Consider the following 22,224-nt stretch of genomic DNA (forward strand, 5'->3'; position numbering starts at 1 on the left):
GCAAGTGCCGCAGTGGCACCTCTACTGGAAGATCACCGGTCCGCCGGGCACGACCCGGACGAAGACCATGCTGCCGTCGACGGTCATGTAGTTGTAAGTCGGATCGAAACTGACCGTCATATTGACCGGGACCTGGGATCCCAGCGTATTGTCGACCGTCAGACCGAACTCCTTATTCGTATCGCCGGCGATGGTATCGCATCCGGAGGTGATCGTATCGGTACAGACCGCGCTTTCATCCGTCTCAAGATCCGGCGTCATCGTCACCGTGCCGTTCCCCTCGACCACATAGGTACCAAACTCCGTCATGTTGTAACGCCCGACGGTCCCCGGTTCGGTTCCGACGACTTCCGAGCCGTAACTGTCGTCAATATCGGCAACCATATAGTTACCCGCACCGTCCAGAACCATAATAACGAATTTGATGTTACCGGCCGTCGACTGGTTGACGATCCATGCCCCCGCTTCAAGGCTGGCAGCACTGCTCAGGCGGTTTAAGACCACCGTCCCATCGCTGCTGGTCAGCGTCGCCGTGTCATCGCCGTTATCGCTGACCGTCGCCCCCACGGCAGTGTCGCCGGCATTGGTGTTGATCAATGGGGAGGCCGAGGTGAAGTTGCCGGAGGCATCGAGCGTGTACAGCCCGACTTCCACGCCGCCGATGACACCGTTCGTACCCAGAACTTTCTGGACCGCCATATATTTGTCGTTATCGGCGATAATCAGGAGGGCATCCATCGTCGTGATACCGCCCAGTGCCCAGGCCCCGACCAGCGTCGCATCGTTGGCGGTCGTCGGCGTAGCAGTGCCTCCCCCGCTCATAAAGTAGTTGATCAGCGCATCGCGGGCGATTACGTTGAATTTAATCTCGATATCGCCGGTAAAGGCCGGCTGCATTTCACCCTCGGCAACATAGTCACCGAAGCCGTCGTTCATGACCGTCGCGGCAAAAGGCCTATTCATACTCGGCAGTTCGACGATAATGACATCGCCGTTCCCGTTATTCTGGACATACCATGTCCCGCTCTCGACAACAAACGGAGCCTGGGCATCGCTGAAGTCGATCAGCGTCACCGTACCGTTGCTGTTGATGTCGGTATAGGCATCGCCGGCACCAAACTGGATGCCGGTATTGCCGTTGATGTTAAAGACGTAACCGCCCAGACCTCCCTGGTTGGCGCTGACGAATTCCGCCAGCGTCGTGAACGTCATGGAGGAGTAGTTGATGTCATATGATGTCAACGTCCCCCAGAAATCATACTCGTCGCTCAGGCGCAGGTGCGCCGTTTTGTACCCTGCGGAGCCTGCCGGCATCGTGATGCCGAACATCCCTTCGAGGGCCGCCTGGTCGTAGACATCTCCCAGGTTCGCAAAGAGATGGCCGCTCGGCGGAATGGAGACATTCAGTTCCGTACCGGCGAGATTGATCGTGAAAGCAAAACTATCCGTCACCGTACCGTTGATATCTTTGAACATGACCGTGCCGTTGGAGTCGGCATAGAGCGCGTCGGAATTGACGGCGATAACCGCCGTACCGTTACTGTCGGGCCAGACGCCCCACAGGTCCATGTTCGCAAGATTGGCAACCTGTGCCTTGGGAAGGGCATCCCACTCCGCCTGGCTGATGGGGATCTCGGTCAGCGCATAGAACTCATCGACCGTTACCGGGGCTGCCGGCGGCGTATAGTTCGCAATAGCGGTCAGAATATCATTCATCGCCGTATCGTTGTAGGTTACCGAATCATTGCCAACGATAAAGTCCGTCATCGGGGCACCGTAGGCACCGTTGTAGACCATACCGTTATGGATATGCGTAAACACGGGTTCACCCTCATTATACATAGCAGGATCGACCAGAGTCGCATTCAACTCGGTACGGACGATCAGGTTACTGTCATTGGGCAGGGTGGAGACCCACCAGCTACCGACGACCTGGCTGTGATTGCCGTCGGCGACCAGGTTACCCGTCATGCCGAGCGTCAGCGTCGTAATATCCGCGCCGTTGCTGTCGACAGCGGCGGTACCGCCGGCATTCCTCTGCGCGACGAAAGCCGGCTGCCATGGCCATGTCGACTCATCCCAATAGAATGTCCCGTCGTTGTTCATATGGTCTTCGAGCGTCGTATACCCCAGACCCTCGTTCCAGTAGGAATAGAAGATCTCGTTGTCCGCCTTGTAGAGGGATACGTACTGTTTTGCACCTGCTGAGAACGTAACAGGCACCGTCGTTCCGGAACCGATCGGAATATCCAACGTCTGACCACTCAGGTCAGTGACCGTACCGATGCGGTGCGATTCATTTTGCATGGAGAGCGTCAGCGTGTCCGCGCTGATGGTGTAGTCGATCTGCAGATAAGAGTCCGGGACCCAGACAGTGTTGATGTCATCCCAGGTCACCATGTTCATATCGATCGGGACCTCGCTCCAATTGTTATCCGCAGTGAGGGCATAAGTCATAGTGTCGACAGCACCGTAATTAAGGTAGTGCTGTGCGTACATCGGCACCATTGCCGTACCGTTATCTTCCATCCAGTAGTCATACAGATACTGCCCGTCGTAGAAACTGTTGTCCGTCAGCACCGGATCGGCAATGACCGTGACGGTAAAGGTCTCCTGGGCAGTGAGAATGCCGTCATCGACAGTGACTGTCACTGTTGCCGTACCTTCCGCGACCGGGTCGACCGCCACCGTCGTACCGTTCGCCGAAACCGCTGCGACGCCCGGATTGGACGAAACGGCGCTCAGCGTCAGTGCATCGCCGTCAACATCGGCAATAGAGACCGGGACTTCGAAGATCGGTGAACTGACCGCCACTGAAGGCGGATTGCCGATAGGATCGATCGTCGGGGCGTCGTTGACAGGAACGATTGTGACCGTTACGGTCCCGGCGTTCGATGTCGCGCCCTGGTCATCCTGGATCGTGTAGGTAAAGCTGTCCGTACCGTTGAAGTTGGCATTCGGTGTATAGGTCACAACGCCCGTTCCCGGGTCAACGCTCAGGTTACCGTCCGTCGCGGCGGAGACCGCCACCGTCGTGGCATCTACCGAACCGTCGCTGTCGCTGGTGTGTGCCGCCACGTCGATCAGCACCGCCGTATCCTCATCGGTACTGACTGCGACGTCACCCGCTACGGGCGAGAGGTTGGCGACGACACTGATGGTGACCGTTGCCGGGGCGCTTGTCAGTGTGCCGTCGGAAACCTCATAATCGAAGGTGAAGTTGCCTTCGGATGCACTGCTGAAGCTGAAGGTACCGTTGCCGTTGAGCGTCAGTCCGGCAAGCGTTCCGACCTGCGTGAAGGTCAGGGTGTCACCGACATCGATATCAGATGCATACGGGCTTAGGTCGCCGTCGAGCTGGGTATTCGTCTGGACCTGGAACGATGCGGCCGACGCCGTCGGGGCGTCATTGACGTTGATGACTTCCAGGTCAAACGGTGCCAGCGCTGCAGTCAACACCGAGTCAGACACGGAGATGACGATTCCTGTCGTCGTGCCGACATCGGCATTACCCGGGGTACCGGAGAGTGCTCCTGTCGCTGTGTCAAATGTCGCCCAGGAAGGCTTGTTGAGAATGCTGAAGGTCAGCGTATCGCCGTCAATATCCCCCGAAGTCGGCGTAAAGCTGTACGGCGCGTCCTGGTCGACCGATGTCGCCGGCGTACCGCTGATCGTCGGTGCATCATTCACGTTGAGCACCGTCACGGAGAAGAGCGGCAGGGAGACCGTGGCCGTACCGTCGGTCACCGAGATATTGATATCGACTGTCGTACCGACGTCGCTGTTGCCCGGTGTACCGGTCAGTGCCCCCGTTGCCGGGTCGAACGCCGCCCAGGCCGGCGGATTGACGATGCTGAAGGTCAGCATGTCACCGTCGATGTCACCGGAAGAAGGCGTAAAGCTGTACGGTGCATCCTGGTCGACCGACGTCGCCGGCGTACCGCCGATCGTCGGTGCATCATTCACCGGTGCAACGGTCACGCTGACGTTTGCATCGGCGCTGCGTCCCGTACCGTCGCTGACCGTATAGGTAAAGCTGTCCGGACCGTTGTAGTTCGCTACCGGGGTGTAGGTGACCGTGCCGTCGGGGTTGATCACCGCCGCGCCGTGGCCCGCGGCCGAAACCGCCGAGACAAAGAGCGTATCGCCGTTTTGGTCCGAATCGTTCGCCAGGACATTGAGCGACGCGTTGGTATCCTCATCAAGGCTCAGGCTATCTCCCACCGCCATCGGTGCGTACTCGTTGCGCTTGACCACAAGGTCGAAGACCCGGTTATTCGTGACGAGGCTGTTCGCGACCGTCGCTTTGAGCGCGACGGCCACATCTGCCAGATCGCTGCGCGTCACGGCACCGGTAGCGACATCGATGACGCCCGCGGGGGTTGCCGACCATGTCAGGTTCAGATCCGGGGTGTCAAAGGGGGCCACGGCAGGATCGCTCAGCACGAGATTGGCCGTAATGCTCGTCTCGGCCGTATTCGTCCCCAGGTAGGTGATATTGTCGGCGAGGGCGCTTTCAACCTGTGCCAGTGCGGCAATCATCGGGTCAACATAGGTCCCCGTTTCGATCTCATTCGCCACCTGGGTCGTGTTCAGGTCGCCCAGGGTCGTTGTCAGGTCGGAGACGGCGGCCGTATCGCCGTTCTCAATCGCCCCTTCCGCCGCTTCGGCGTAGGTATTGATCGTCTCGCCGAAGCCGTCCAGTTCGCTTGTCGTCGTGACGTTTGCCGCGAGTTCATCGATCGTGCCGGCGAGGGTTTCGACGAAGGTCGTGACCGACGGATCAAGCGTCACCCCGGAATCGGAACTGACCTGACCGGCCAGTTCCGTCGCGTTGAAGTCGCCGCTGAACGTGGTGGCCGCCAACGATTCAAACACCTTCGTATAAGCATCGTCAAAGGACTCGCCGTCACTTTTGGTGGCGGCACTCAGCACTTCGGCGACCTTCTGGACCTTCTGCGCCGCCATAAAGCTGTCGCTGTCGAGCATCGGGTCGTTCTTGACCTGATCGGCGGTGATGCCGAGGTTGGCCGCGACCGTATCGGCCGCCGCATCGAAGGTCACCGTCGGATCCGATGCCATGATCGCCGCGACATAGGTTGTCAGCGGCGAAAGGACGATATCCGGACGCGTCGCGTCATACACAGTTGACAGACGCCCCTCAAAAGGGTAGCCTGTACTGATATCGATGCCCCCGTAGGCATAGATTTTTGTTCCGTCTGCAATGGTCGCCGCGAAGGAGAAGTCCCCGTTCGCATCGGTCACCGTCGACAACTCCGTATCGTTATGCTCGCCTTCGCCGGTACTGTCGACAAAGACGGTCGCCCCCGATACATACCCGTCAACAACGCCGCCGCCGCTGCCGGTACTCGTATTGCTACTGCTGCTGCCGCCACCGCCGCAACCGCCGATCGCGATCACGGCAGCAACAGACAGCATCATCTGGCTTATCTTGACCATTATTAACTCCTAAAATGTTTCCTATCACAAAAGCTACAGGAAAAAAGTCAAAAAAAGTCAAAAAGGCGTGAGAGGGAGTAGCAGTTTTACGAAAGGGTATAGCCCTGTTTGCTGAGGTTCTTGATGCGGAGCTCCGGGGCGCGTTTGCGCAGGGAGTAGACGACCGTTTTCAGCGAAGAGGGTGACACCTCCTCGTCGGCCCAGATGGCGAATTCGAGCTCATGGTAACTCACCACCTGGTGACGGTGCAGTACCAGGTGTTCCAGCAGAATGTTCTGCTTGGCGGTCAGGACCACCTCTTCGCCGTCCGCATAGAGGCTTGCGGTGGCGAGGTCATAGGTATGGACGGGGGAGAGGTCGATGCGCGCACCCTTTTCCGTATCGTGCGCTTCGTCACTCACCTTCTGGTGGCGCCGGTGCGCGCTGCGCAAGACAGTTTCGAGCTCCTCGGGGCCGAAAGGCTTCATCACGTAGCCGTATGCCAGGGGGCGGAAAGCCTTCTGCAGGGTCTCGTTATCGCAGTAGGCCGTGATATAGACGATCGGCACCGTGTGCTGTTCCCAGATCATATCGCTCAGCGCAAAACCGTCGATATTGCCCCGGATATTGACATCCATCAGGACCAGCCCCGGGATCTCCTCCTCGAACGCGGCGATAACGGCCATGGCGTTGTCAAATACACCGACCACCCGGATGCCCCACCCTTTAAGAATGCTGGAAATGTAGCGGGCCGTCAGCATCTCGTCTTCGACGATCATCACGGAGTCAATCATGCGTACCTCTCTCTTGCCTCAAATCCCACCGTAATGGTCACGCCCCCGTTGGAACTGATATCGCAGGTACCGTTGTCCAGACCTTTGACAAGGTCGGTGATCAGCATCATGCCGATACCTTCGGAGGGGGCGGCGTGGGCGGGAAGTCCTTTCCCGTAATCCCTTACGGTCAGTTCATAGCTTCCTTCGCCGCGCTGAACGAGTTTGATCAGGATCTCGCCGTGCTGCGTCTCGTCATAGGCATACTTGACGGCATTGGTGACCCCTTCGTTCACGATCAGTCCGATCGACAATGCATTTCGGATTCCCAGCCGTATGGATTTCTCGCATTCGCAGTGCAGCTCTACCGCCGAGATCTTCTGAAGGTTCAGCGTCAGCATCTGCAGATAGTGGTGCATATCGATGTCCGCAAAATCGTCCGCGCTGTAGAGGTTTTCATGGACCATCGCCATCGCCCGCAGGCGGCCGATATTTTCGGTAAAGTATTTGCGGTATTTCGGCTCTTCGATCTTTTCGGATTGCAGCCACAGCAGACTCATAATGACCTGCATATTGTTTTTGACACGGTGGTGGAGCTCCCGGAGCATCACTTCACGCTCCCGTGCCGTTTTCGACAGGCGGACTTCATAATCCATGCGCATCTGTTCGAAATAGTAGACGACGAAGGAGATGGCGACATAGCCGATAAACATCTGGATCAGGAGCCCCGCGGGAAAGATAGGGTCGCCGAGATCGAGTGCACTCAGCAGCAGCACGACGCCGATACCCGATGCGATGATCACACTCCAGCGGATCCCCCGCGTCAATCCGTGCTGCGCGAACACGTAGATCGGCAGCGAGGCCGTCCAGAAGAGTGCGGAATCCCTCTCAAAACCGTCGATGTGCAGCGAAAGAACGGCGAGTCCCGCGATCACCCCGACAAGGATGCTCGAGGTTGTTTCCAGTCTGACCTTCCGGGTGCGGAACAGGATATTGTTGATCAGGATAATGACGATCCCGAAGAGTTCCAGGACGCCAAGGGTCTCAAACCCGTGGGTCAGGTTGTTATAGATGTCCAGGACAAGCACCAGGACCGCGAAGATCGTAATAAGGTTCGCGATGACGGAACGTTTATACTCTATGGAATCTTCGGGAGCGTCGATATTGTCACGGATAATACGTTTACACCAGGCGGAACAGAACATTCAGCCATCATAGCATGTTTTTGTGCCTGTTTTATTAGCGTTACGCCTTCGCGCTTTCGGGCTCACATCCCGGGCTTGTTCCCCTTCTCCTGTCCCTTGGCATCTTCCATACACGCGATCAGCTCCGTCTGCATGTAGGCGTCCTGCAGTTTGGCAAGCCCCTTGTCATGCAGGTTCTGCTGGGCCGTGTCCAGCGACGCATCGTTGTCCGCAACCCGGTCGTGAATGCTTTGAAGCGCCGTCCCCGCAAGGGTCTCCGCCGAGGCCGATTCGACCATCTCCCGGAGGCCGTCGAGTCCGGAAACCGGGACAGGAAGGTTGCAGTAGTAATCCTTCGTTGACGTCAGTCCCCAGTAGCAAAACCCCAAAGAGAGGTAAAAATCGAGCGACTGGGGGACGCAGACCGCTTTGAAACGCCGGACATGGTGTTGCACCGCCAGTTCGAACACCCACTGCAGCAGCATCAGTGCGTAGCCGTGGCGACGGTGGCACAGCGGGGTGAGGATATTGTGGATAGTCAGATACTCGTGATAGCGGTCAATCTTGTAGAAGAGGTAACAAAGATGCGCCCCCGCATCATCCGTGAGGATGACACTCCCCTCGGCATTCCAGCTGTAGTGGCGGTCCCACCATCTCAGTGCCTGGTCGGCGAATCCCCTGCTCTTCGTATCGTCGATCTGCGCGATGGAATCCAGATACTCTTTACGGTTGACGTTAATGACGCTGTAAGGCATACTTGCCCCTTTACAAGCCAATAATAATGCTTGAAAAGGGCAAACTTCCCAGAGGTATTAGAAGTGACAGATTAGTTGTAGGTTCAGTATAGCACCCCGCGTTCCGCTCCGGCAGGCCGGGGTGTATAATATGTCATCACTGCTTCCTCTTTTGACTCCGGAACCTTTTGGAAACGATTTCGGCTTGCGAAAGAAACCATTTTTCAGGTATCATTCAGCCATTGAAAGATGATATAGAGTTTCATCTTGGTGTGTTAACTTATTGAAGCCCCGTTGCGCCTCAATAATTTCGATACCTTACAGAGTGCTCCACATTAAATTTCGACGACTACATTAAACAAGGACTTGCTTTGGCAGATCTTCAAAAGGGAACCGTTAAATGGTTCAACAGTGAAAAAGGCTATGGGTTTATCTCCCCTGAAGACGGCGGTAAAGACGTATTTGTACACTTTCGCCAGGTCAACAGAACAGGCTACGGCCGCGTTGAGCTCCAGGAGGGTCAGGAAGTGACTTTCGAGATCGGCGAGGGACAAAAAGGCCCGCAGGCAGAGAACGTTACTCCGCTCTAAGCCCCTATCGGCGGAACGTTCCGCCGCCGGGACACCTTTTAAAACCCTCCAGCGTCCTGAAGGTTTTTAAAAGATGCCCTTCCCCGGGCCGAAAAGTTCCGGCTATACTTCCGGCACACTCTCTGCGGCCGGTTCCGTCTCCTCTTCCGGGACGTAGATCTCCGGAAGCGGCACGTAATCATCGCTTTTCTTTGCCTCTTTCTTGAGGCGTTTTGCCTCTTTCTTCTGCTTTTTGTCCAGCTCCCGGCGCCGTTTTTCGAATGTCTGCGTACTGCGTGCCATCAGCGCACCCCCGCTTTCATCTGCGCGAGGTACGATGCGACATCTTCCGCTTTCATCGGCGGCTGCTCTTTGCGGCGCTCTTTCGGCGCGTTACGTTTTTTATCACGCTGGCCCTGGCGAGGCTTTGCTTCCGCACGCTCGTTGCTGTTCCGTGCCGGACGCTTTTTGGAGGCGTTTGTTCTCGGTTTCGATGAGGATGTCACCTTGTCGGGCAGACGGGTTTCAAACCCCTCGACCGTTTTTTGCGGGATCGCCGCCTTGATCAGCTTCTCGATGTTACGCAGGTATTCGGCCTCTTCGGCGCAGACCAGCGAAACAGCCTCGCCCTCGTTGCCCGCGCGGCCCGTCCGGCCGATGCGGTGCACGTAGTCCTCGGGCACATTCGGCAGTTCGAAGTTGACGACATGCGGCAGTTGGTCGATGTCGATCCCCCGTGCCGCGATATCCGTCGCGACCAGGACGCGGACCCGCTTCGCTTTGAAAGCGGCCAGCGCCTTGGTGCGGGCGTTCTGGGTCTTGTTGCCGTGGATCGCTTCGGAAGGGATGCCGTCGGATGTCAGCTGCTTGCAGAGGCGGTTCGCCCCGTGCTTGGTCCGTGTGAAGACCAGGACCTGTTCCCAGCCGTTCGTATTGATCAGCGTCGAAAGCAGCGCGCGTTTCCGGTCCTGCTTGACCGGGTAGACCACCTGTGCCACGCGCTCGGAGGTCGTGTTGCGACGGGCGACCTCGATCAGCTCCGGGCTGTGCAGCAGGCCGTCGGCCAGCGTCTTGATCTCATCGGAGAACGTCGCGGAGAAGAGCAGCTTCTGCGCCTTGTTCGGCACGAGCTTGAGGACCTTTTTGATGTCGTGGATAAAGCCCATGTCGAGCATACGGTCCGCTTCGTCGAGGATAAGCAGCTCGATGCGGGAGAGGTCGATGTTCTTCTGGTTCGCATGGTCCAGCAGGCGCCCCGGTGTCGCAATGACAATGTCGACGCCGCGGCGCAGCTTGTTGATCTGCGGGTTGATGTTGACCCCGCCGAAGATCACCGCCGAGTCAAGTTGAAGGTGTTTGCCGTAGGTCTCGACGCTCTGGCCCACCTGTGCGGCCAATTCGCGCGTCGGCGTCAATACGAGTGCACGGACGGGGCGTTTGCCCCTGGAGGGCGCCGCACTGCTGAGCAGCTGGAGCATCGGCAGGGTGAAGCCCGCCGTCTTTCCCGTGCCCGTCTGGGCGCCGGCAAGGAGATCTTTTCCCTTCAATACGACGGGGATCGCCTGTGCCTGGATCGGTGTAGGTTCGGTGTAGCCGGTATCGGCAACAGCACGCAAAAGGGGCTCTGACAAGCCCAGTGTTGAAAATGACATATATATATTCCTGTCAATGAGGGGGAGACTGCAGGATCCTCTTTGGATCCGTACGTTCCCTCAAGCCTGCCAAACATCCGAAAACATTATCGATCCAGGCTATGGTGTAAAAAAATTGTTAAGGTAATCAGTAGATGCGCTGTGCGATCAAAGAAGTACGAAAACGGAGACAGTCGCAGACCGTGGTGCGCTGAAAGTGGTGACATTATACCATAATCTGCAGCTGCTCTGATCCCGGCCGCTACGATGGGGGTGCAGGCGGGCACCCCGCAGAGCCTCTTGATCACCCTCCCGCTTGAACAGGCTTCTTCAGAAAAAGCGATGTATAGATCCCCGCTCCGATCAAAACCGCCCCGACGACGTGGTAGGACTGCAGGGTCTCACCGAGGAAGATATAGGCCAGCATGGCGCCGAAGAGCGGCATAAGATGCGCGAACTGCCCCGTTTTGGCGGCACCGAGGACATCAATCCCCTTGTTCCAGAAAATGTAGGAGAGGATCGAGGCAAAGAGCGAGACGTAGATAAAATAGGCCCAGTAGTTTTCAAGCAGCACGGCTTCCGCGTGAAACGTATAGCCCTGCGCCAGGTAGATCGGCAGCAGGTAGAGGAATCCAAGGTACATATTGGCCATGAAGAGCTCCGCGCTGCTGAAGCCCGCAGGCTTCCGTTTGAACAGGACCGAGTAGAGTGCCCACGACAGCGAACTCGCCAACATCCAGAAGTCGCCATGACTGAGACGGAGCGCCGAGACGCTTCCGAAATCGCCTTTAAGGATCAGGAAAACGACCCCCGCCGTGGACAGTGCAATACCCGCGACCTGCCGCCTGCTCACGTCGTGCTTGAGCATCATCGCTGAGAGGAGCAGGATCATGATAGGGACGCTGGAGTTGATGAGCAGCGCGTTGGTCGCCGTCGTTGTCTGCAGGGCGGTGTAGAGGATGGTATTGAAAAACGTCACGCTGAGGATGGCCAGCACGGATGTCACGATGAAGTGCTCGCGGACCAGCTTCAGGACATTACGAAGGCTGACAGCGTAAAACGCGGGCAGCAGCATGAGGCAGACGAAAGCCCAGCGGAAAAAGGCCAGTTCCAGGGGCTGAACATCATCCCGCACGAACCGGCCCAGAATGAAATTGCCCGACCAGAAAAGTACGCAGAGGCCGACAAGGAGATAAACACTGTACTTTTTCACCGCTGCTCCGTTACGTTTTGGTGCGGCATTGTATCAGCTTTCGATCACTCGGCTTCTTCCTTTGAGATATGAACAAAAGATAATCAGTATCTTCCCCGCATCGGAGGGACGGTCTGGTAGGCTTGATGCAGGCTTCTGTTTTGAAGCAGTTTAATCAATCACACCTCATTTGCTTGCATGCCGTAAGCATCCGGTCCCAGCTGCTAGTACTCTCAACGTATAGATGACGGAGGAAAGAAATTGTGAAAAAATTTATCTGGTCGTTTCTGGCCCTCGGCCTGTTGTTAACAACAAATAGCTTTGCACAGGATGCCAAATTCTGCGTCAACCTTGATGACCGCTGGGGCGACAACTGCGGTTCATCAGACTCGTTGTCGCTCAAGGTCACCAACCAGTGCAACCAGCGCGTCTATGTCAAGGTGTGCCTTGAACGGAAAAACGGGAACTGGTCCTGCGGGTCAGACTCCACCCTGGACCCGGGCGAAACCAACAACGGGTTCTACACCTGCCACGCAACAGGCAACTACCGCTGGTCAGCCTGTACCGGCGGCTACAACGAGTGCGGATTCAAAAATCCGCGCTGACCTTCAACACTATGCCTTAAAGGCGGCAGATCGTTTTGATCTGGGCAAAACAGTGCCGCCCTCCCCCGTCAGCCCGCTTCCTGCTTTACTGAAACCTGCGCATCCGTCCCTCTCATAATGAATTGGCTATCATAGGCATTATGCTACACCGCTACGGGATACGTTTCATGACCCTTCTCATCCTGCTCCTCGGCATCCTGGCCGTGCTGCTCATCTCCCTTGTGCTGCTGCGCTACGTTGACCACCGGGCGGAAACACACGAATGGCAGCGGCTGCGCTCGCAACAGCCGCTGCAGCCTGCTTCTTTCGACCCTTCCATGCTCCAAAACCTTCCGCCGGCGGCACAGCGCTACTTCGCCTATACCATCGCTCCCGGTACGCCGCTGCTCACCGTCGCCGAGATCGACATGCAGGGGGAGTTCAGCCTCACCCCCCCCGCGTACCTGCCTATGCAGGCCCGGCAGATCCTCGCCCTGCCCCACGGCTTTATCTGGAAGATGCAGCTCGTCGGCGGCCTGCCCGTCTCCGGGTCCGATACGGGGAGCTGGACCCGTTTCAGGATACTGGGAATCCTTCCCGTCGCCCGGGCGGGCGGGGATGCGGACCACACCCGCTCCGCCTTCGGCCGCTATGTCATCGAAGCGGTGTTCTGGACCCCGGCGGCCCTGCTGCCCGGCAAAGACATAGCCTGGGAAGGAGTGAACGAGAACGTCGCCCGGGTCACCGTCACCAAAGGAGCGCTTTCACAGTCGGTGGACATCACCCTGGGCAACGACGGGCAGCCCGTCGAAGTCTCCATGCTGCGCTGGAGCAACGCCAACCCGCAAAAGCAGTACCGACTGCAACCCTTCGGAGGGACGCTGTCGGATTTCCGCGACGTTTCGGGCTACCGCCTTCCCTTCAGGGTTGAAGGGGGCAATCTGTTCGGTACCGATGCGTACTTCCCCTTTTACAAGGCCGATGTCACAGCGATCCGCTTCCCCGCGCCGGCTGCTTCGGGAGATTGACCCGCGCTGTTTTCTTTGAAAAATTATTAGAGAATATGATAAGCTGACGATAGAAAGTTTTGTTATACCTGCGGGGAGGGAATAAAAATGTACCGTATCAACCGGGAAAAACTCCAGGCCGTCATCCGCGAAGTGGACCAGGCCATCTACAACCATAACCAGTGGCACCAGAACATCATCCGCTCCATCGTCTGCCGCCTCCCCTTCGATTACCGCGACATGGCCGAAGATGCCCACCATCACTGCACCTTCGGTCAGTGGTACTACAACTGTTCCGAGAAAGAGATCCAGAACAACAAGACCTTTCAGTCGATCCGAGGCGAGCATAAAAAGGTACACACCCTGGCGAGACTGCTGCTGGAGACCTCCTCGCGGGACGAAGCCATCTCCCATATCGATTACGACAGTTTCGCCAACTCCATCGAGCGCCTGCGCCTCAACCTGCAGACCCTCAAATACGAACTCGAGGAGACCCTGTACAACCGCGACCCCCTCACCGGGGTCCGCAACCGCATCAGCATGCTCAGCGATCTGCGCAAGCAGATGGATCTGATCGACCGACACGTCGAGACGACGGTGATCTCCATCATCGACATCGACCATTTCAAGCAGGTCAACGATACGCACGGCCACCCGACGGGGGACCTTGTCCTCGCCAATATTGCCGCCTTTATCCTGCAGCATCTGCGCCCCTACGACAGCGTCTACCGCTACGGCGGGGAGGAGTTCCTGGTCATGATGCCCCACACCGATGTCGAGACGGCCAGAGCCGTGATCGAGCGCATCCGCGAAGGAATCGCGCTGTTGGAAACGCATATTCCCAGCGGGGAGAGTATATGCGTCACGATCTCTGCGGGACTGACCAGGCTCCGGGACCACCACAACATCGAAACGGCCATCGAAGAGGCCGACAAAGCCCTCTACGAAGCCAAACTGGGCGGACGCAACAAGAGTGTCGTATCCGAATAGGACACAGAGAAAAAGCAAACGTTCACTGTCAAGGATTGAAAAAAAAGTGGGGCGGGAGCGCGGCGCACTCCCCATGTACGGTCAGACGCGGCAGGCGTTGACGACTTCCTGGATCTTTTCGACGACACTGGGGTCTTCGAGCGTCGACGTATCCTGGGTGATCGCCTCGCCTTTGGCGATGGAGCGCAGAATACGGCGCATGATCTTGCCCGAACGGGTCTTCGGCAGGCCCGGAACAAAAGCGATGTCGTCGCAGACGGCGATGTTGCCGATCTCTTGCTTGATGACGTTGTTAATCTCTTTGCTCATCTCGACATCTTCAGCCATGCTCTCGTCGCCTTTGAGGACGACATAGGCAAAGATCCCCTCACCCTTGAGCTCGTGCGGCTTGCCGACGACGGCGACTTCCGCGACGTTCGGGTGCTTCTTGCACGCCGCTTCGACCTCGGCGGTACCCATACGGTGGCCGGAGACGTTGATGACGTCGTCCGTACGGCCCGTGATGGTGATGTAGCCGTCCTCGTCGTAGTTCGCGCCGTCACCGGTGAAGTAGACCGGCTGTCCGTCTTTCTTGACGTCGCCGAAGTAGGACTTCACGAAGCGCTCCGGGTCACCCCAGACGCCACGGATCATCGACGGCCACGGCTTGGTGACACACATGTAGCCACTCTCGCCAACGCCGACCTTCTTGCCCGTTTCCGGGTCGAGGATCTCACCCATGATGCCCGGCAGGGGCAGGGTCGCACACGCCGGTTTGATCGGCGTCGCGCCCGGCAGCGGCGTGACGATATGGCCGCCCGTCTCCGTCTGCCAGTAGGTATCGACGATGGCGCATTTGCCACCGCCGATCTCCTCGTAGTACCACTTCCATGCCGGCGGGTCAATAGGCTCGCCGACGGTGCCGAGGACCTTGAGGGAGCTCAGATCGTACTTCGCAGGCTCTTCCGCCCCCGTTTTGTGCAGCACGCGGATCGCCGTCGGCGCCGTGTAGAACTGGTTGATCTTGTACTCTTCGACCATCTTCCACGGGCGTCCCGCGTCCGGATAGGTCGGGACCCCTTCGAACATCAGCGTCGTCGCACCCATGGCGAGCGGACCGTAGACGATGTAGGTGTGGCCGGTGATCCAGCCGATGTCGGCCGTACACCAGTAGGTGTCGTTCTCCTTGACGTCGAAGACCCACTCCATCGTCATCTGCGCCCAGAGGATGTAGCCCGCCGTATTGTGCTGGACCCCCTTCGGCTTGCCCGTGGAACCGGACGTATAGAGCAGGAACATCGGGTCTTCGCTGTCCATCGGTTCGCTTTCGCAGACAGCGGACTGCTGCTCGATCATCTCGTTATAGGAGTAGTCACGGCCCGCCTTCCACTCGATATCTTCACCGTTGCGCTGAACGACGAGGACCTTGTTAACACACTCGCACCCCTCTTCAAGGGCTTTGTCGACGACCGGCTTGAGCATGTACGGTTTGTCCTTGCGGAACGCACCGTCGGCGGTAATGACGAGTTTCGCCTCCGCGTCGATGATACGGTCGCGCAGCGCTTCCGCGGAGAAGCCGCCAAAGACGATGGAGTGGATCGCACCGATACGCGTACACGCCAGCATGGCGTAGGCCGCTTCGAGGATCATCGGCATGTAGATGACGACGCGGTCACCCTTTTTGATGCCGAACTCGTTCTTGAGGAGGTTCGCCATTTTGTTGACGTTGTAGTAGAGCTCGAGGTAGGTGACGATCTGCTTATCGCCGCGGTCCCCTTCAAAGATGATCGCCGCTTTGTTCTTGCGCGAGTCGAGGTGACGGTCGATACACTGGTGCGCCACGTTGAGCTTACCGCCTTCAAACCATTTCGCAAACGGCATGTTGCTGTCATCGAGTACCTTGCCGTACGGCTCGAACCAGTCGATCTTCTCTTTCGCGAAGTGGTCCCAGAACCCTTCATAATCCTCTTCGGCCCATGCCGCAAGGTCTTTGTATTCACACATGTTCTTGACGCGCGCCGTTTTGGCGAATTCGCGGTTGGGTTGGAAAACCGGTTTGACTGTTGTATCACTCATGTTCTCTCTCCTGTTTTGAGTTTAATCGTTTTGTTCAATTTGATATAGATCATTGCCGTCATGATCGCGTCGTTGACGGCGTTGTGTCTGCCCATTGGGGGCACTCCCAGATTGGCAAGGATTGTATCAAAGCGTAAATCAATGTTTCCTTGCGGAATCCCGAAATTTTTTTTGTCAAAGTAAAGGCCGGAGACCTCTGTTTTCGGGTTGGGAAGTTCCACCCCGAGCCAGGGTTTGACATAGCGGTTGATCATCGCCACGTCAAACTCAAGGTAGTACCCTGCCAGCGGCCTCGGGCCGATAAAATGCAGGAACTTCGCAATCCCCTCCGGCGGAGAGAGCGCATGCTCGAGGTCGCAGGGACGAATGCCATGCACCTCTATGCTCTCCGCCGGGATGGGTCTGGACGTTTTCAGGTAGACCTCGAAGGTCTCCGAGGTGAGGATCCGGTTGCCTTTCACCTTCACCGCGCCGATGGAGACGATCTCGTCTTTTTTGGGGTCGAGCCCCGTCGTCTCCGTATCGAAAACGACGACCTCGTCGCCGTCGTAGGGTTCGAACAAGAAGGCGTACGCCTCCTCCTTCAGCCGTCTGCGGTTCCGTTTGGCACGGAGTGTTTGAAATAACTTCATACGCGTTCACCATAACGGCAACGCAGGCAACCGTACGAGCCTTCCGCTGAGGAAAACCAAGTGTTAACGTAGTCAATGGGGCTTTGCTCCATTGGCGTACCACAGTAATAGCCGAACATCACATCACCATGTTCAGGTGGAAGTGGTAGGTCAACAGCTTCTTGAGGGCGTTGACGACCTTGAAACTGTCCTTGAGCAGGTCCCGCTCCAGCTTGTCCAGCTCGCCCGGGGCGACCTCATTGAGCATCCACCCCTCCCCGGCGTGGCCCAGGCGGGCCCGCAGCCTGATCGAGAGCAGCGTATCGTAGGCCTCCATCAGCTCCGTCGAGAAGGTCTTGTCGAAGACCCCGACATTGTTGAGCTGCTTGATCCGCTCGAACGTGTTCGTCTCCCGGATCTTCTTCTGCAGCGCCAGGACGCGGATGCCGTGGACGATGGCGAAGATCCCGCCCTTTTTCAGGTTCAGCGTGTTCCCCTGTCTGCGCTCGACCACCAGACCCGAAAAGAGACTCAGCGGCGTCTCGAAACTGAGCGCGGCCTTCGCCATGTGGGCCAGGACGTCGTCGCGCCCTTCAAAGCGGCCGTAAAGGTACTGCTTGGCCCGTTCAAGAAGCTCGGCATTCCCGGCGACGCAGCGCGCATCCAGGAAAATATCGAGGTTCTGCAGCGCCGCCTCGTCCATCGAGCCGACCCAGCCGTCGATATCCGACTGGTACGCCCCGAGCGCGCGGCGCCAGTGGGGATTGGTCACCATCACGTTGCCCGGACAGTCGGGGAAGCCAAGCTGCCGCAGGGCGTCGTTCATCGCCGCCATCTCGTCGGCGAAATCCTTCCCGCAGCCGTCGCGGATAATGAGACCGTTGTCCTGGTCGGTCCGCAAAATCTGCTCGCCGCGCCCCTCGCTGCCCATGACAATGAGGGCGCAGTCGTTCCGGTGTTCCGGCGCGACGCAGAACTCGAACACCTTGCGGTAGATCTTCGTATTGAGCGCGTTGATCAGTTTGGTGATATAGCGGACCTTGACCCCCTTGGTGTGCAGGGAGCGGATCAGGTGGACCATCTCTTCGCCGATGCGCTGCAGCGCCGCGATGCTCTCGGCCTTTTCGACCTGCATCGCCACCAGGTAGGAGTGGCTCGCGAAGAAGCTGAGCAGGTCGAGCTGCTCGAGGATCCCGACGACCTTTCCGCCGTCCGTGACGGCGACGCGCTTGATGTGATGCGCGGTGAACTGCAGCAGTGCATTGAAGAGGAAATCCTGTTTCTCGATGGTGATGAGGGGACGGGTGGCGATGGTGGCGATCGCGGCGGAAGCCTCGACCCTGCCCATCAGAACGCTGCGGCGCAGGTCCGTATCGGTCACGATGCCGTACCCCTCCTCCCCTTCAACGAGTATCGCGGGGCTCTTCATCGCTTCCATCTGCCGCACCGCTTCCGCGATGGGGGTCTCCGCCGCGACGATACAGGGCGCATGGAGGTAGATATCGCCGATGCGCGCCACCATGAACGGCGTCAGGTCGTTCTGTTGCTTGAGCATTTTGAGCTGTTCGTGCTTGGTGACAAAGTCTTCGAGGTAGAAGTGTTTGAAGGCGTCGTGGTCCTGGATGAGATCGAGAAAGACCTGTTTGGGGAGTTCATAGCAGATGAGTTCTTCATGCACGACGAACCGTTTGTCCGTCTTGCCGTAGATGAGGGCGTCGGCGTCGAAGCTGTCCATCGCCCCGTAGGCGTCGGTCAGCTCCTCGCCCAGCCACTCATGCACGCTGCCTTTGATGATGATGTAGAGGCACTCCGCGGGGACGTTGGGCGAGACCAGTACCGTCTCCCGGGGATAGTAGGCGATGTCCATCTGCGCCATGACGTTGTCCAGCGCCCGCGATGACAACAGGTCAAAGGGGTGCATCGACGCCAACAGCTGCTTCTGGTCGAATATGCTCATTAATACCTCATGCTGGCACGGGAGTCACACTCCCGCGATTAGTGGCTGACGGCGCCTTCGGCACCGATACCGGTCTGTGAACGGATGTTCTGGGCCTCGAAGGCTTCGCGTTCGTTCTCGCCGTCCGCACTCTTGTCGGTAATGGAGAAGAACCAGATACCGGCGAAGGCGACCGTGACGGAGAAGAGCGCCGGATACTTGTACGGGAAGACCGCTTCGGCATTGCCGAGGATCTGGACCCATACGATCGGGCCGAGGATCACCAGCAGGACCGCCGTTGCCAGACCGAGCGTACCACCGATGACGGCACCGCGCGTCGTCAGTCTCTTCCAGAACATGGAGAGGAAGAGCACCGGGAAGTTCGCGGATGCGGCGATGGCGAAGGCCAGACCGACCATGAACGCGATGTTCTGCTTCTCAAACGCGATCCCCAGCAGGATCGCGACGATCCCCATGACGACAACGGCGATCTTAGAGATACGCATCTCCTGCATCTCGTCGACCTGCCCGCGGCGGAAGACGTTGGCGTAGAGGTCGTGGCTGATCGCCGAAGCGCCCGCCAGGGTCAGACCGGAGACGACTGCGAGGATCGTCGCGAAGGCCACCGCCGAGATGAAGCCGAGGAAGAAGTTCCCGCCGACCGCGTGGCTGAGGTGGATCGCCGCCATGTTGTTGCCGCCGAGCAGTGTGCCCGCCGCATCAAGGTAGTGCGGGTTGGTCGCCACCATGACGATTGCCCCGAACCCGATGATAAAGGTCAGGATATAGAAATAGCCGATGAAACCGGTCGCGTAAAAGACCGATTTGCGTGCCTCTTTCGCATCACTGACGGTAAAGAAGCGCATCAGGATATGCGGCAGACCCGCCGTACCGAACATCAGCGCGATACCGAGGCTGATCGCGGAGACCGGGTCGCTGACCAGGCCGCCCGGGCTCATGATGGCGTCATGGGTGTCGTGCACCTCGACCGCCTTGGCAAAGAGCGCTTCGAAGCTGAAACCGAAGTGCGCCATGACGGCGATCGCCATAAAGGTTGCACCGGAGAGCAGCAGCCCCGCTTTGATGATCTGGACCCACGTGGTCGCCAGCATCCCGCCGAAGGTGACGTAGAGGATCATCAGGACACCGACCAGGATGACCGCGACCTCGTACGGCAGACCGAAGAGGATCTGGATCAGCTTGCCCGAACCGACCATCTGGGCGATCAGGTAGAGCGTAACCGTCGCGATGGAGCCGAAGGCCGCCAGGGTACGGATCGGCGTCTGCTTCAGACGGAAAGAGGCGACGTCGGCAAAGGTGTACTTGCCGAGGTTGCGCAGGCGCTCCGCCACCAGGAAAAGGATCAGCGGCCAGCCGACCAGGAAACCGATGGAGTAGATGAGCCCGTCATACCCTTTAAGGAAGACGAGGCCGGAAATCCCCAGGAACGATGCCGCGGACATATAGTCCCCGGCGATCGCCATCCCGTTCTGGAAACCCGTAATACCGCCGCCGGCAGTGTAGAAGTCCTTGGCCGTTTTCGTACGCTTGGCCGCCCAGTAGGTGATCCCCAGCGTCGCACCGACGAAGACGAGGAACATGACGATCGCCGAGACGTTCAGCGGCTGTTTTTCCACGGCACCCTCTATGGCGCCCGATGCCATCAGCGAAGACGCTGCGGCTGTCAGAAGCAGAAGAAGACGTTTCATTCCGCCCCCTTTGCCATGTCGCGCTCGAGTTCGGCACGGACGTCGCGGCTGAGATCGTCGAACTCGCCGTTGGCGCGTTTGACGTAGAGCCCCGTCAGGACGAAGGCAATAAAGATGATGGCGACACCGACCGGGATACCGACCGTCGTGACCCCCGTCTCGCTCAGCGGCGTGCCGAGCAGCGACGGGTCAAATGCGATGGTAAGGATGAAGGTGAAATACACCACCAGCATTACGATCGAAAGCTTCCAGGCAAAGGCGCTGCGCGTCTTCACCAACTCCTGGTACTTCGGATTGTTCTTAATATGATCAACCATTTCGTTCGTCATGATCGTCCTTTAATTAAAAGTTATAGTTTACAATAAACCGGTATTCGTCCCAATTGACGGTTTTTGCCGCACTGTCATAGAACTTGTCGGGGAAGTTTCCGCGCAGTCTCAGCTGCAGGTTCTTCACCGCCGCAGGGTAGTACTGAATGTCGAAGCCCGGCTCCGCCGCCGTCCAGGCATATCCCCCGGTGACGGTGCCGTTGACATCTTTGACAACGGAGTAACCGTTGTTCTTGTCCATGTCAAAGGCGACATAGTAGGCCGCCACGTTCAGGTTGACGCCGTGCTCTTTGAAGGAGTAGGCCACGGCCCCTTTATAGGCCTTGGTCCCCGCCATGAACTGGTGACGCGTCACCATCCCCTGCGTATACGCCGGCATCCCGCCCCAGGGGGTGATCACGGCACCGGCATAGGACTGGCCGCCGGTAATATCGCTGTCGCTGTTCGCGCTGCTCTGCGAATAGGCCGCATAGGCGCTGAAACCGTGGTACTTCGCCCCGAGCTTCGCCGCGCCGTAGAGGCTGTCGATCTTGCCGTCGCCGCCGAGGTTCTGAAGCAGATTGTCGCCGACGTTGTTCTGCTTGATCAGCTGAACGCTGACGAAGGGTTTCACTTCCGGGTTGAGCAGGCATTTCCAGCTGACGCTCCCCTCGGCATAGACGGCGTTGAGGATATCCCAGGCGTAGTAGTCCCACGCCTGGAGGCTCAGGTGCTCATCCTTGTAGACCGCCGCAAGGGTCGTGATGCCCGGTGTCGTTTCGCCGACGGCCCAGCTCCCGACGTTGGCAAAGTCGCCGCCGTAGGTGGAGTAGTTGGCCGGAATCGGCGAATACCCCGACGTCGCGCCGAGGATCCCGCCGCCCGTGTAGATGTTCGAGAAGCTGCCCGGGGCGAACTTCGTGATGTGCGCCGCGACGAGGCTCGTGTTGGCCAGGCTGCTGTTCGTATAGACGTAGGCCTCGAAGAAGCTCGGAAGCATCCGGGCATCGTCGGCGGCGGCCATCGGTGTATTGAGGGACTGGCGTCCCAGTTTCAGGTTGCTCGCACCCATCTTCAGGTTGATATAGGCCTCGCCGAAGATGCTGTAGCTCTTGTAGCCGTTTCCGAACAGGGACGGATCGACCTTCCCCTCGGAGGGGGAGCCGTATTCGAGCCCCTGGAAAATGCGGTTCGTCGTATAGGCCGATGCCCCGAGGCTCACCCCGTAAAGCGCGTCCGTCTCATAACCCAGGTGCCCGCCCAGCGCCGTTGCGTTACGATGCGGTGCCCCGTCGTAGCCGGAGTAGTCCCGGTCGACGTAGAAGGCGCGGATCTGCCCGCTCGTTTTGCCGTTTGCAAACATCGCGGCGATATCGTCGGCCGCATTGGCGGTGACGAGCGCAGCAGTGATGCCGGACAAAAGTAACGTTTTTCTCATAGTCTCTCCTTGTACTCTCAGCACATTAAGCGAGGAACGTAGCGCGAACATAGCAATGACAATT

General features: G+C 58.2%; 17 protein-coding genes. 4 read left to right on the forward strand and 13 right to left on the reverse strand.

What is annotated here, in order from left to right; translation table 11 throughout:
* Positions 1-21 precede the first annotated feature (21 nt).
* The 4 genes from ACXWTF_RS12305 to ACXWTF_RS12320 all read right to left on the reverse strand — a co-directional run bounded on the left by ACXWTF_RS12305 (position 22) and on the right by ACXWTF_RS12320 (position 8,151).
* Positions 22-5,460 carry a beta strand repeat-containing protein gene (locus tag ACXWTF_RS12305; RefSeq protein ID WP_461715276.1) on the reverse strand — a complete coding sequence of 1,813 codons (5,439 nt, stop codon included), beginning with the start codon at positions 5,458-5,460 and terminating at the stop codon, positions 22-24.
* A gap of 86 nt (positions 5,461-5,546) precedes the next feature.
* Positions 5,547-6,233 (reverse strand): response regulator, encoded by a 687-nt coding sequence (locus tag ACXWTF_RS12310; RefSeq protein WP_461715277.1) that lies wholly within the window; start codon positions 6,231-6,233, stop codon positions 5,547-5,549.
* Positions 6,230-7,417, reverse strand: coding sequence for a sensor histidine kinase (locus ACXWTF_RS12315; RefSeq protein ID WP_461715278.1), 1,188 nt, complete (start codon positions 7,415-7,417; stop codon positions 6,230-6,232). The genes ACXWTF_RS12310 and ACXWTF_RS12315 overlap by 4 nt, the downstream gene beginning before the upstream one ends.
* Positions 7,418-7,479: 62 nt before the next feature.
* Complete coding sequence (locus ACXWTF_RS12320; protein ID WP_461715279.1) at positions 7,480-8,151, reverse strand: GNAT family N-acetyltransferase; 672 nt, start codon at positions 8,149-8,151, stop codon at positions 7,480-7,482.
* A gap of 350 nt (positions 8,152-8,501) precedes the next feature.
* On the opposite strand from ACXWTF_RS12320, the gene ACXWTF_RS12325 reads away from it, so the two are divergent.
* Complete coding sequence (locus ACXWTF_RS12325; protein ID WP_461715280.1) at positions 8,502-8,720, forward strand: cold-shock protein; 219 nt, start codon at positions 8,502-8,504, stop codon at positions 8,718-8,720.
* A 102-nt stretch (positions 8,721-8,822) separates the two neighbouring features.
* On the opposite strand, the gene ACXWTF_RS12330 is transcribed toward ACXWTF_RS12325, so the two are convergent.
* The 3 genes from ACXWTF_RS12330 to ACXWTF_RS12340 all read right to left on the reverse strand — a co-directional run bounded on the left by ACXWTF_RS12330 (position 8,823) and on the right by ACXWTF_RS12340 (position 11,543).
* Positions 8,823-9,002: a hypothetical protein gene (locus ACXWTF_RS12330; protein ID WP_461715281.1), complete on the reverse strand. Its 180-nt coding sequence runs from the start codon at positions 9,000-9,002 to the stop codon at positions 8,823-8,825.
* Positions 9,002-10,351, reverse strand: coding sequence for a DEAD/DEAH box helicase (locus ACXWTF_RS12335; RefSeq protein ID WP_461715282.1), 1,350 nt, complete (start codon positions 10,349-10,351; stop codon positions 9,002-9,004). Before ACXWTF_RS12335 ends, ACXWTF_RS12330 begins: the two co-directional genes overlap by 1 nt.
* Before the next feature lie 283 nt (positions 10,352-10,634).
* A complete protein-coding gene (locus tag ACXWTF_RS12340; RefSeq protein WP_461715283.1) occupies positions 10,635-11,543 on the reverse strand; it encodes a DMT family transporter in 909 nt (302 codons plus the stop codon).
* Between the two features lie 242 nt (positions 11,544-11,785).
* Between ACXWTF_RS12340 and ACXWTF_RS12345 the strand changes: the two genes are divergently transcribed.
* From ACXWTF_RS12345 to ACXWTF_RS12355, 3 genes are all read left to right on the forward strand, one after another.
* Positions 11,786-12,127: a hypothetical protein gene (locus tag ACXWTF_RS12345; RefSeq protein ID WP_461715284.1), complete on the forward strand. Its 342-nt coding sequence runs from the start codon at positions 11,786-11,788 to the stop codon at positions 12,125-12,127.
* Between the two features lie 167 nt (positions 12,128-12,294).
* Positions 12,295-13,134: a DUF6544 family protein gene (locus tag ACXWTF_RS12350; protein WP_461715285.1), complete on the forward strand. Its 840-nt coding sequence runs from the start codon at positions 12,295-12,297 to the stop codon at positions 13,132-13,134.
* Positions 13,135-13,221: 87 nt separating this feature from the next.
* Positions 13,222-14,103 (forward strand): diguanylate cyclase, encoded by an 882-nt coding sequence (locus tag ACXWTF_RS12355; protein WP_461715286.1) that lies wholly within the window; start codon positions 13,222-13,224, stop codon positions 14,101-14,103.
* 81 nt (positions 14,104-14,184) lie between these two features.
* On the opposite strand, the gene acs is transcribed toward ACXWTF_RS12355, so the two are convergent.
* The 6 genes from acs to ACXWTF_RS12385 all read right to left on the reverse strand — a co-directional run bounded on the left by acs (position 14,185) and on the right by ACXWTF_RS12385 (position 22,160).
* Complete coding sequence (gene acs, locus ACXWTF_RS12360) at positions 14,185-16,158, reverse strand: acetate--CoA ligase (RefSeq protein WP_461715287.1); 1,974 nt, start codon at positions 16,156-16,158, stop codon at positions 14,185-14,187.
* A complete protein-coding gene (locus ACXWTF_RS12365; RefSeq protein WP_461715288.1) occupies positions 16,155-16,790 on the reverse strand; it encodes a 3'-5' exonuclease in 636 nt (211 codons plus the stop codon). Before ACXWTF_RS12365 ends, acs begins: the two co-directional genes overlap by 4 nt.
* 118 nt (positions 16,791-16,908) lie before the next feature.
* The gene (locus tag ACXWTF_RS12370) at positions 16,909-18,726 is read right to left on the reverse strand and encodes a putative nucleotidyltransferase substrate binding domain-containing protein (RefSeq protein WP_461715289.1); all 1,818 of its coding nucleotides are present in this window, start codon (positions 18,724-18,726) and stop codon (positions 16,909-16,911) included.
* 38 nt (positions 18,727-18,764) lie between these two features.
* The gene (locus ACXWTF_RS12375) at positions 18,765-20,414 is read right to left on the reverse strand and encodes a cation acetate symporter (protein WP_461715290.1); all 1,650 of its coding nucleotides are present in this window, start codon (positions 20,412-20,414) and stop codon (positions 18,765-18,767) included.
* On the reverse strand, positions 20,411-20,743 hold the full coding sequence (locus ACXWTF_RS12380; RefSeq protein WP_461715291.1) for a DUF485 domain-containing protein: 333 nt from the start codon (positions 20,741-20,743) through the stop codon (positions 20,411-20,413). Before ACXWTF_RS12380 ends, ACXWTF_RS12375 begins: the two co-directional genes overlap by 4 nt.
* Positions 20,744-20,756: 13 nt before the next feature.
* Positions 20,757-22,160: an OprD family outer membrane porin gene (locus ACXWTF_RS12385; protein ID WP_461715292.1), complete on the reverse strand. Its 1,404-nt coding sequence runs from the start codon at positions 22,158-22,160 to the stop codon at positions 20,757-20,759.
* Between the last annotated feature and the right edge of the window lie 64 nt (positions 22,161-22,224).

The sequence above is a fragment of the Thiomicrolovo sp. ZZH C-3 genome (assembly GCF_054862725.1).